The organism is uncultured Faecalibaculum sp., from assembly GCF_910588395.1.
GTDB lineage: Bacteria > Bacillota_I > Bacilli_A > Erysipelotrichales > Erysipelotrichaceae > Faecalibaculum.
Genome location: NZ_CAJUPA010000004.1, coordinates 72,470 through 83,511 on the forward strand (window position 1 = coordinate 72,470; position 11,042 = coordinate 83,511).

Here is an 11,042-nt window from a genome sequence, read left to right on the forward strand (position 1 = left end):
TCTGTCTTTCCATTTCTTTACCTGTACAGTCTACCCCATTCAAAGGCTGATGTAAAGCGGTTCTCCTCTGCATTTCAGCCGGTTTTGTCTCCCTCCGCGACATGAAGTCTCCGTCTTTCAGAACAAAGTCTCCGCCTTGTCTGCACCGGCACCCCTCATGTCTGTACCCCTGGCCGGCAACCCGCCTGCACCGGAATCAGAATCAGCTCCAGTCCGGATTCACCGCACCTCTTCCTGCTCCCGGATCACCGCCATGATCCGGCTCACCAGCTCCGTGCGACGGAACGGCATCATGATGTACCAGCCGTCACAATACGGTGCTGCCTCACGAATCACATCCCGACAGATCCGCACAGCCAGATCCTCTGCCTCCTGCCGTGATCTGGCCGCATACAGCCCCGGGATCCGGTCATCCAGCTCGATTCCCGTGACTTCATTCTGCAGATACAGCGCGTTGCGCTCGCTGATCACCGGAAAGATTCCCGCCAGGATCCGGCAGTCCAGCTCATGATGCGCCCGCTTCAGATTCTCCAGCCCCCGGGCAGACAGCACCGGCTGCGTCAGCAGCGCCTGCACCCCATTGGCGATTTTCTCCTTCGCCAGCCGCAGCTGCACATCGAAATTCGGCGCATTCACATTCAGCGCCCCCGCCACGCACACCGGATGGGTCAGCACAGTCTCATTCAGCACCTGAATGTAGCCCGCCAGGCGCCGCGAATTGAAATTGTACACCTGGCGCACCTCGCTGCGGTCCTCTTCGCATACCGGATCTCCTGTCACCACCAGACACTGATGGACACCGAATACCGACAGCCCCGTGATCAGACTCCGGATCGCATTCCGGTTCTTGTCCCGGCAGGCAATGTGCGGCAGCACCAGAATGTCCTCTTCCCGGGCCGCCAGCGCCGCCAGCATGCAGGAATCCGCCTTGGGGCGTCCCACCGGATTGTCCGATATCGTGATCACATCCGCTCCCGCCTGCCGCAGCCGCTTCACCGCCGCCAGCCAGGGCATCACGTCATCATTCGCCGGGGGATCCGCTTCCACCAGCACCGGTTTTCCTTTCTCAAACAGCGCCATGAAGGCATTGTCTTCCCGCTTTCCGGCCACAGTCTCCGAAGACCCGGACACAGTATCTGACTCAGCCGGTACGGGTCTTTCCGCCAGTCTGCGGGCCAGTGCAGCGATATGCGCCGGGCTTGTGCCGCAGCATCCCCCCAGAGACACACCCCGGTCCGCCAGCGGCAGAAGCGTCCTGGCAAAATACTCGGGAGATGCCGTAAAGGACATCCGGTTGCCCACCACCGCAGCGCTCCCCGCATTCGGGCGAATCACCAGTGGCTTTTTCCAGTGCAGAGAAGACACCAGCTTCACCATTCCGGCAGGACCCTGCAGACAGTTCAGCCCCAGAAAATCCGCATGCTCCGCCGCTTCATCCAGCAGCATCTGCGCCGCCAGCCCGGCTTTGGTCAGCCCGTCTGCCTCCACCGCAAAGCTCACACCGATCTGTGCGCCCGGATCCATCCCGCGGATCAGCGCAAACACCGGCAGCAGCGATCCCAACTCCGGCTGGGTCTCGAACAGAAACCGGTTCACCCCGGCTTCCAGGAACCCCCGGATCAGCGCACTCCAGTCCGGCTCACACCCGGACTCCGCCGGCCCCAGACCGGCATACAGCGGGACCTGCACACCTGTCTGGTCCATGGCCATCCGGGCATTGCGCACTGCAGCCGGCAGGATTTCCCCGGCAGTCAGCGGATCCATCTGCGGCAGGGCGAAGGTGTTGGTCAGCAGCGCCTGCGCCCCGGCCTCCAGATACCCCCGGTGGATCTCCTGAATCCTGACAGGATCCGTCACATTCGCCAGCTCCACCTGATTGCTGGGCTCCTGAGACACCCGGGCATACCAGGTCCCCATGGCGCCGTCAAACAGCGTTGGCAGCACGGACCTCGTCTCCGGCCGCTTCTCTGCCCCCGGTCCCGTTTCCCGTCCGCTCTCTGTCATTCTGCTCATTGGCCGAACACCTCCCTGGCCGCCGCGCAGTCCGCCATGGCATCCGCGCAATAGTAATCCGCTCCAATGCTCTCGGCATACTCCGGTGTCACCACCGCTCCGCCCACCATGACCTTCGGGGGATTCGGCAGCGCCTTGAGCTGTTTCACCGTTTCTTCCATCGCCGGCAGCGTCGTGGTCATCAGAGCCGAGAGTCCCACCAGACGGATATCCTTCTCTTTCACCGTCTGAACGATCACCGCCGGATCCACATCCCGGCCCAGATCCAGCACCTGATAGCCATAGGTTTCCAGAATCGTCGAAGCGATGTTCTTTCCGATATCGTGGATATCCCCTTTGACTGTCGCCATCACGATCGTTCCCCGGTTCACCTGCGACCCGCCGCTTTGCGCATTCTTCATCCGGATCTCTTCGAACACCGACTGCGCCGCCGACGCCGCCTGGAGCAGTTGCGGCAGGAAAATCACGCCGGTTTCGTAATCCTTCCCCACCTGATCCAGCGCCGGAATCAGTTCCTCTTCCGTCAGCGCCAGCGAATCCCGGGTTTTCAGATAGTCCCGGGCCAGTGCCGCTGCTTCGTCCTTCAGACCTTTCTGAATCGCCTGAGACAGCGGTGTGCCATTGGATCCTGCATCGGATTTCACCGGTTTTGTCACCGGGGAATTTCCGCCCATCTCATGGGGACTGCTGTCGATGAATGCCCGGGCGTTCGCGTCCTGACCATTCAGCACCATGAAGGCATCCAGGGCGCCGCGAATCTGCGGGTTGTTCACGTTGACAATGGGCAGCCGCATGCCGGCTGTCATGGCCATGGTCAGGAAGGTGGCAGTCAGCAGGCCTCTGTCCGGGAGTCCGAAGGAGATATTGGAAACACCCAGGGTGGTCTGAATCCCCCGGTCACTCAAAGTCCGGATGGCCTTCAGGGTTTCCATAGCCTGTTCCTGCTGGGCGGAGACTGTCAGAGAGAGACAGTCGATCCATACATCTTCCCGGGCAATGCCCGCCTCTTCACAGGCTTTCAGAATCTTCTCTGCATTCTCCAGCCGTTTTTCCGCGGTTTTGGGAATGCCCTCTTCGTCCAGAGCCAGACCCACCACGCTGGCACCGTAGCGTTTCACCAAAGGAAGCACCGCCTTCAGTTTTTCCTGTTCCGCCGAAACCGAGTTCACCGAAGGTTTGCCGTTGTAGACCCGCAGTGCGGCTTCCAGGGCCGCGGGATTGCTGGAGTCCAGCTGCAGGGGCACATCCACCACGCTCTGGATCCGTTTCACAGCTTCCGGCAGAAGCGCAGTTTCATCAATCCCCGGCGCGCCTACGTTTAGATCCAGAATGGCGGCACCGGCTTCCACCTGTTCCAGTGCCTGAGAGATGAGATAGGCGAAGTCCCGGTCTTTCAGTGCCTGCTGAAAGCGTTTCTTCCCCGTGGGATTCAGCCGCTCTCCAATGGGGCACACCTTGTCTGCGGTCACCGACTGCAGCGCCGAACAGACAACGCTTTTCGGCTCGCAGGGAATGCGGTCCGGCTGCAGATCCGTCACCGCCGCTTTCAGCGCCTGGATGGTTTCCGGGGTGGTGCCGCAGCAGCCTCCTGCCACTGTGACCCCTGCTTCCAGTGCCGGCAGCAGGTCCTGGACAAACTGCGCATCCGAGAGTGAATAGGACCCGTCCCGGGGATCCGGCAAGCCGGCATTGGGTTTGGCCGCCACGGGCAGGTGGGTATTGGCCAGCACTTCCTTCAGCAGCGGGACCAGCGTATCCGGTCCGGCAGAGCAGTTGATCCCCAGACAGTCTGCCCCCAGGCCGGTCATGGTCCGGGCAAAGATTTCCGGGGTGGTGCCGGTGAAGGTGCGTCCATCTTCCTGGAACGTCATGGAGACCAGAACCGGCAGGTCACTGTTTTCCTTCGCTGCCAGCAGCGCCGCTTTGGTTTCATAGAGATCTGCCATGGTTTCAATGACGATCAGATCCGCAGTCTTCCCTGCTCGGACAATCGCGGCGAATTTGTCATAGGCGTCCTCAAAGGACAGCGTGCCCAGCGGCTCCAGGAGCTGTCCCAGCGGACCAATGTCCAGGGCGCACAGGCAGTCCGGTGCAGCTGTACGGACGTTGTCGATAGCAGCGGCAATGACTTCCTCCAGGGAAAAGCCGGTGTTTTTCAGCTTGTCCGGATTGGCACCGAAGGTGTTGGCATAGACAATGTCGCTGCCAGCCCGGGCGTAGTCCCGGTGCACTGACTGAACCAGTGCCGGGTCGGTGATGTTCAGCAGTTCGGGAATGGTGCCGGGTTTCATGCCCCGTTTCTGCAGCATAGTGCCCATGGACCCGTCCAGCAGCAGGATCCGGCCGTTTGAAGAAGCGAAGAGACTGGTTTTATTTTCCACAGGTTTGTCCTTTCTTTGCGAGAGCGCAGGGATAGAGCGTGCACACTTCACAGCCCCGGATGGACTGCGGCTGGGGTGTATCGAAAACACCAGCCATGGCGGTGATGGATTTTTCCGGCACCATGAGCAGTGTATCCAGCAGGTGGATGCCCAGACGGCCGGAGAGGTTCAGTTCCCGTTCCATGAACCGCTGCATGGCCAGAGGCAGATCTCCATAGCCGGGAGAAAACCGGTCGGAGAGATGCCGCCCGAGAGATGTTTCGATCTCCGCCTGCACCCGGTCCAGTTCCTGATCCACAAAAGCAGCGCCCGCTGCGTTGAGAAAGAGGGACCGGGTCATATCTGTCAGAGCCAGCCGCCTGACATCCCGGTCAAAAGCCGGTCCCAGGGTAATGGCCATGAGGATGATTGCGGAAGCTCCCTGCAGAAAGCCGGCTGCCATGGTACCAGGCAGGGCTTCCCCGTCTGCCACCGGCATCTCATCCCTCCAGGTCAGAGGCACCTGGCGCCAGGTGGACCGGGGCGGATAGCGGGATGGCAGTGAATCCAGTATTTCCTGCATCATGGCCCGGGAAGCTGTATCGTTGTGGTCAATGCCCGCGTAGACACAGGCAGTTTCATGCATTTTCATAATGTTTTCATTATACTTCCAAAGCCGCTCCGGAAAAGAAAAAACCGTGAACAGTTCCATGGATATTTTGAGTCGCAGTCCCTATACTAAAGTCATGAGGAACAACGAAAACAGGAATATTTCCATTTATGACCCGATGAATGCCCGGGATGTGGACCAACTCACGAAAATCATAGTATTCCGGGAACTGGATCTGTTTGACGAACAGGACCTGATTCCCATTGACCGCTACGAACAGGGCACACTTCTGGAGCGGTTCCCTTCCCTGGAAAACTGCTTCTGTCTGGTGCGTCACGACCGTCTGATCTGCGTCATTGGCTGCTTCATGGATGAAGTCATACCGGAGGAATATCCGGACATGGTGGTGAACATCTTTTCCGGCCCCCAGCTCATGCAGGTGGACAAGGCGGATCTGGCCCTTGTCTGGGACAGACGGATGGAATTTCATAATTCAGACAGTCATATCCAGGCATAGATGTAAGCGTTTCAGTGGAACAATTTTTGTGACTGTGGTATCCTTTAGCCATCTCCTTCTAGACCATACATGAGCAGGACCGCTGCATGCCGGTCCTGTTTGTGGGTACACCCAAAAGACCCGCTCAATCTGAGCGGGTCTTTTGCGTCACCGGCTCTGCCTGTGCCGGCTGAAAAGGAGAAGAACGATGAACACACATGACACCAGAAGCAGTCCTGTCCACTGCATCCAGCCTGTTTCTTCGGAAGTGTTTGGGCGGCCCGGTTTCTGCGGCGTATCCGGCTTGTCCGGCTTCGTCAATTTCTTCGGATCCGACTTGGGTGTCGCCACCACATCATATTCATATACGGGGATCTCACTGCCCTCTTCATAGATGGCTCTGGGCAGCGAGATCAGGAAAGGAGGCATGGCTTCGTAACCGGGAGCAGCTTCCGGCTGGGTAATGAGCCAGAGCCCCAGAGAAATGTCGTGGTCTGCCGTGGAGAAATCCGCAATGCCCGTGGAGGGCACGGTTTCCGACTCCCCTGCCATGTTCTGTTCCTGGGCATACTGCATGAGCATCCGGGACAGTTCATGGTTCACATCCAGATCATGGTGAGAGAGCTGTTCATTCAGCCGCTCATCCGTCACCGCAGAAGCAAAAGCCGGCAAGGCGGAAAACGCATATCCGGTATCCGTCTGAACGATATCCGCTACCTTATATATGGTAATGGTTCCACCGGGAACCGGATCTCCCTGGGGTGTGTGCACCTCGAACTTCAGAGAAGCGGGATGATTCAGATCAATATAGTCCAGCTGTTCGGCATGGACAGGAAGCCCCACAAGCAGCAGGATTGCTGTCAGGCAGGCTGCCAGTTTACGAATCACGTTCATCAGGTTCTCCTTTCGTTTTCGGTTTCCTGGTTCTGATCAGAAGCAGTATGAATAGAATAATAAGAATCGGTATCGCAATGCACAGAGCCACCAGTTTGGTATCAATCTGACCCGCATCCGAAGCAGCTTCCCACTCCGTGAGATTCTCCACCCGGTGTCCCGTAATCAGGATCCGGTGGGTGTTGATCCCATAGGGTGTGCAGGTCACCAGCGTCAGCAGATCCTTGTCCGGATCAATGGCCAGTCCTTCAATTTCCTTCGGCTCCACAATGCGGATCGTATCCACCTGATACGTCAGCGTCTCGTTCAGGACTTTCAGAATGACATAATCGTCTTCCACCACCCGGTCCAGATCGGTAAACAGCTTCGCCGATGGAAGTCCACGGTGCCCGGTAATGACGGTATGAGTTCCAATACCACCTACCGGCAATGAGGATCCTTCCAAATGCCCTGCACCAGCCGCCAGGACTTCTTCGGAAGTTCCACGATAGATGGGCAGTGAGATGTCCACAGAAGGAACGGAGATGGATCCCATGACAGATGAATCCGCCACGGAGAGCTGCTTTTCATAAGAAGCATGTTCCTCATCTGTGGGATTGAAGCGTCCGGGATTGGAAGCCAGATCAGCGTTATAAGCACGGGCGGTTTCCATCAGTTCATCATACTGAGACGTATCCAGATTCTGAACAGCTTCGGTATAGTTGGCAACAGCATGAGAGGCCATATTGTTGTTCCACCAGTTCGCCACTGTCGGATAGGCAAGGAGTCCAAGCCCGATTACAAATACGATGACAATGACAATCGTAGATAAATGGTTCTTTATAAACTTCAAGTCATCATCCCTTTCAGTGAAGTCTGGAAAACCAGGAAGTCTTTCCTGGCTTTCCAGACTGAAGGAGAGAGATTCCATCAGCCTGAAAAAGATTTAGGAGTAAACTGATCAGTCTTTGCGAGTCCGCTTGTTGGTTACATAGACAACAGCCGCACCGGCTACCATGAGAGCACCTGCACCGTAGATCAGGGTTGTACCCATACCACCGGTTTCGGGAAGAGTAGCCCGGTTAGAGTTCTTAATTGTAGCTGTAACAGCACCAGTACTTGTATCACCATTTACAGCTGTTCCCTTATCTACCGAAACATTCAGAGCAGTCAATGCTGTACTGGGGCTTGTTCCATCCCATTGATTATCGTTCTTCGTAGTGGATGTAATAGTAATCTCAAAGGGATTTTCTGGAAGTACATATCCATCAACAGTTTTAGTTTCTTTCAGATAATACGTGCCAGCATCAAGTCCTGCAATTGCGAATGTACCATTGGTACCAGTTTTCAAGACTTTTGTTCCTTCATCTTCAGAAATTGATTCACCAGAATCAGCCCATTTTACGAATTTGCCATCTTTGACAACCGCTACTCTGTGGTTATCCTTATCGCTTGTATCCCATAATTCAAACTCAACGTCTGACAGTTTGATCTGGTCATTAGCGTTATCTACCTTATTTACATCCAGTTCATAGGTAAATACGATTACAGTATCCTCTGGAGTTTCTTTGGTGGAATTGGAGTCGCTTGGGTTATTGGAGTATTCAAGTTTTACTGTGTTGGGGTTTCCTTCCAAGCCAATAACTGCATTGCTGTTCAGAGAAGCATTGAAATTTACCCGAATATCTGCACCTGCGGTAGCTGAAGAGATTGCTTTCAGGTCTGTAATTGTAATACTGAATGACTGAGTTTCATCATCATTCGTCGTAACAGCCGAAACAGTATAGCTATTTGCATCGAGTGTTGTTCCTCCAATTACCACAGCAATACTAGTGGTATCTAAAGTCAAACCTTTGCTCATTGTATCCTTGAATACATATTTATAGGTCTCATATTGGCTGATATTAGTTGGAACTTTTGAATAGAAAGAGAAGGGAATTGTCTCACCAATATTGTAGTCTGCTACATCATTGTATTTTTCACCATAGGGACTATCATTAGTTACATCGTGATCATCTTCTTTAACTTTCTTCGTAACAGTCGGTTTATCATTTTTCAGTTCAACAACCACTTTGTCTTCAGCACCGCCTACCACTTCAAGTAAAGCGGGGTTGACAACATCCGGGTTTTTTTCTGTCGTATCAACAATTACATAATAGCCCTGTTTCAACTGTGTTCCATTCGCAGGAATAGTAATTCCATTTCCCATTACGTTATCGGCTGCAAGTCGAGCAAAAGTAATAGCTACATCGCTTGATCCATTATAGTTTTTCAACACCTGGGCAACATCTGTCGCTGTTGTACAGTCTTTAAAAATGTTTTCCCCATCTGTTTCAAATGCTTGATTTGCCTTGATTGCGGTTAAGAAAGCTGTTGAGTTAATACCTTCTCCCCAGTTAATATCTGTAACTGTATTATCTGTTGATACAGTTCCACTGAAGACCTGATAGGCAGTAAACGTATGGTCTTTGAGAAGCTGTCCATCACCAGAAGCCTCAATCGAGACATTTGCCGCAGCAATCGGCATTGCATTGATCAGGGAAGCCACAGGAGTCATTGCCATAGAGAGTGCCATTGCACCAGCAGCGATCAATTTGTTTGTTTTCATAATGTTTCCTTTCTAAAATTCTGTTTTTGAATGATTCAATTGTTTGGAGGGTTGGGAGGTTAGTGAGCTTCACCTCCCTTTCTGTTCCGTCTCCGTTTATATCTGTACAGTCCAGTTCCGGTTAGGAGGAGGATCGTTCCGGTGGCTGTATAGATCTTTGTTCCAGCGCTTCCTGTTTCGGGAAGTTCGTACAGTATTGCTTTGTTTGTTACATCAACTGCATAGTAAGCACTCGCATTTTCATTGTTGTCGAATGAAATCTCAATGATTGGATTTTCAGGAATTTCGTAGCCATCAGGAGCTTTCACTTCTTTTAGCCAATATTTGCTTTCAGGCAAATCCGAAATTTCAATCAAGCCGTCAGGATTTGTTTTATATGTATCAACGAATTCTGTACAATATTCGTCCTTATACAGTTCAAATACTGCATTGGATAATTTGACCGACTTATCATCATTGAATTTAGTGATTACCAGCCTATTGGAAATCTTCGTATTCGTAATTGTGAATTCTATGTTTCCTGGTGTACTGATTTCAACAGTTTTCTTCACCCAGATTTTCCCTCTAGTATAAAGTTTGGCTTTATCAGCATTTGACCCCTGCTTGAAGCTGGTTCCAAATGAACCGTTACTAAACGTCACATTATCTGGATTAGTTTCACCATTCCACCTATATAGTTTTGTATCTCCATTCTGAATATCGAAGCCCAACATATCATTGTAGTTTGAACTCAGATATTGAAGCCCTTGATTACCATTAAGTGCTACCAGATAGCCGCTTCCCGAACTGGATTGCAGGAATCGCCCATGATTTCTCTGGTCCAATCCTACCAAGATTTCTGCATTTCCAATGTTTGTGTAGTTCTGAATATTCTCCCTGTTTTCCATATAACCGGAAACCGTACCAGTATTTCCAGAATAGATACCATATCCATTTTCTGTTGAACCAGTCTTATTCAAAACTTTGTTACCTGCTTCATATACCAGAATATATTCTTTTCCGTATTCCACAGATTCTGCAGGAACCCAAGCATCTTGCTCTACATATTCCTCAACAGGAGTTGTCTGATTCCCCGATTTATCTTCTTGTATAGAAGTCATATAGCCGGGAGCACTTGAACTTTCTGTTACCCAATATTCGTACTCCCTGCCATTGTTATCAGTAGTCGGCAAATCATTCCATGTGTACTCCCATTTATTTCTAAGATCTGGTCCTTGGTTATTCTGTGCATTTAGAATGATAACTCTTACTGTTTCTGGATCTGATCTGTGATTCTCCTTTAGATCTCTTAGCAGCGTCACTGTAACTGTATGTTCCTTATGACTCTCAGCTCCATCACTCCAGGTCTTTTTTACTGTAATATCTCTTACCGGTACTACCTTATTGATAAAAGTGGCTCCTGTACCTGTCAGTGAAATACTCCAGTTATATCTTTTATTAATTTCAAACTCATTTGCGAGATCATCATTGGTCAGTTGTTGTGTATTTATTTGACTGTTGACACTCTCCCAGGAATCACCAGATTTCTTATAAGTCTGAACAGAATTAATTGTTGTCGTATACTCAATAACTATGATCGTTTCATTCTGATTTGTTTTGGGATTGAAAAAGGTAATATTAACCGGTTCGCTTTGCTTTGATCTGTAATTCACCGTCAACTTATAAACAGATTCATCAAACAGAACGCCTTGCTGTTCACTCTTATTCTCGAAAACATAATAATCAAGCGATCCATTTAGTTTATCATCAGGAACTTGGATAGAAACAGCCGCAAATGAGAATGCACCACTTTCATCTGACGTGGCTGTCGAAATGACATTTCCTCCTTCCTCTTTATCGGATAATGTAAATCTGTAACCAGCCTTGCTTGCTGCAGTTGTAGCTCCATTCACATCTTCCAACTTCTTTAAGCCATTCACGGTCAAAGTATCCGAGTTGTAGATTCTCCGAATATTTCCGCCAACCATATATCCATTAACGAGGATTCCTCCTCCATTCATATCTGATCGGTTATTGGTGATTTTTAACGAATATCCGAATATTGTTGAGGTCGCTGAGCACCTCTAAAGTTTCTGAATCAAA

8 protein-coding genes are annotated in these 11,042 nt (G+C 51.6%); 1 reads left to right on the plus strand and 7 read right to left on the minus strand.

Features of this window, described 5'->3' with window-relative positions:
- Window positions 1-219 precede the first annotated feature (219 nt).
- Genes QZ305_RS02070 through QZ305_RS02080 form a run of 3 tightly spaced genes read right to left on the minus strand, consistent with a single transcriptional unit; the run spans window position 220 to window position 5,025 of the window.
- Window positions 220-2,013: a homocysteine S-methyltransferase family protein gene (locus QZ305_RS02070; RefSeq protein WP_294729833.1), complete on the minus strand. Its 1,794-nt coding sequence runs from the start codon at window positions 2,011-2,013 to the stop codon at window positions 220-222.
- Entirely contained in the window at window positions 2,010-4,394 is a 2,385-nt protein-coding gene (locus QZ305_RS02075; protein WP_294729834.1) for a homocysteine S-methyltransferase family protein, read from the minus strand. The genes QZ305_RS02070 and QZ305_RS02075 overlap by 4 nt, the downstream gene beginning before the upstream one ends.
- Window positions 4,384-5,025 carry a hypothetical protein gene (locus QZ305_RS02080; RefSeq protein ID WP_294729835.1) on the minus strand — a complete coding sequence of 214 codons (642 nt, stop codon included), beginning with the start codon at window positions 5,023-5,025 and terminating at the stop codon, window positions 4,384-4,386. The genes QZ305_RS02075 and QZ305_RS02080 overlap by 11 nt, the downstream gene beginning before the upstream one ends.
- 94 nt (window positions 5,026-5,119) lie before the next feature.
- On the opposite strand from QZ305_RS02080, the gene QZ305_RS02085 reads away from it, so the two are divergent.
- Entirely contained in the window at window positions 5,120-5,500 is a 381-nt protein-coding gene (locus tag QZ305_RS02085; RefSeq protein WP_294729836.1) for a hypothetical protein, read from the plus strand.
- A 147-nt stretch (window positions 5,501-5,647) separates the two neighbouring features.
- Here QZ305_RS02085 and QZ305_RS02090 read toward each other — a convergent pair whose 3' ends face one another.
- From QZ305_RS02090 to QZ305_RS02105, 4 genes are all read right to left on the minus strand, one after another.
- Window positions 5,648-6,373: a hypothetical protein gene (locus QZ305_RS02090; RefSeq protein WP_294729837.1), complete on the minus strand. Its 726-nt coding sequence runs from the start codon at window positions 6,371-6,373 to the stop codon at window positions 5,648-5,650.
- Window positions 6,357-7,205, minus strand: a complete 849-nt coding sequence (locus QZ305_RS02095) for a class C sortase (protein ID WP_294729838.1) — start codon at window positions 7,203-7,205, stop codon at window positions 6,357-6,359. Before QZ305_RS02095 ends, QZ305_RS02090 begins: the two co-directional genes overlap by 17 nt.
- Before the next feature lie 108 nt (window positions 7,206-7,313).
- On the minus strand, window positions 7,314-8,960 hold the full coding sequence (locus QZ305_RS02100) for an isopeptide-forming domain-containing fimbrial protein (protein WP_294729839.1): 1,647 nt from the start codon (window positions 8,958-8,960) through the stop codon (window positions 7,314-7,316).
- A gap of 59 nt (window positions 8,961-9,019) precedes the next feature.
- Entirely contained in the window at window positions 9,020-10,879 is a 1,860-nt protein-coding gene (locus QZ305_RS02105; protein ID WP_294729840.1) for a SpaA isopeptide-forming pilin-related protein, read from the minus strand.
- Between the last annotated feature and the right edge of the window lie 163 nt (window positions 10,880-11,042).

What these genes read in the sequence shown, in the direction of transcription:
- QZ305_RS02085 (WP_294729836.1), top strand. Translation starts at nt 5,120, where the DNA reads ATGAGGAACAACGAAAACAGGAATATTTCCATTTATGACCCGATGAAT.
- QZ305_RS02080 (WP_294729835.1), bottom strand. Translation starts at nt 5,025, where the DNA reads ATGAAAATGCATGAAACTGCCTGTGTCTACGCGGGCATTGACCACAAC.
- QZ305_RS02090 (WP_294729837.1), bottom strand. Translation starts at nt 6,373, where the DNA reads ATGAACGTGATTCGTAAACTGGCAGCCTGCCTGACAGCAATCCTGCTG.
- QZ305_RS02100 (WP_294729839.1), bottom strand. Translation starts at nt 8,960, where the DNA reads ATGAAAACAAACAAATTGATCGCTGCTGGTGCAATGGCACTCTCTATG.
- QZ305_RS02070 (WP_294729833.1), bottom strand. Translation starts at nt 2,013, where the DNA reads ATGAGCAGAATGACAGAGAGCGGACGGGAAACGGGACCGGGGGCAGAG.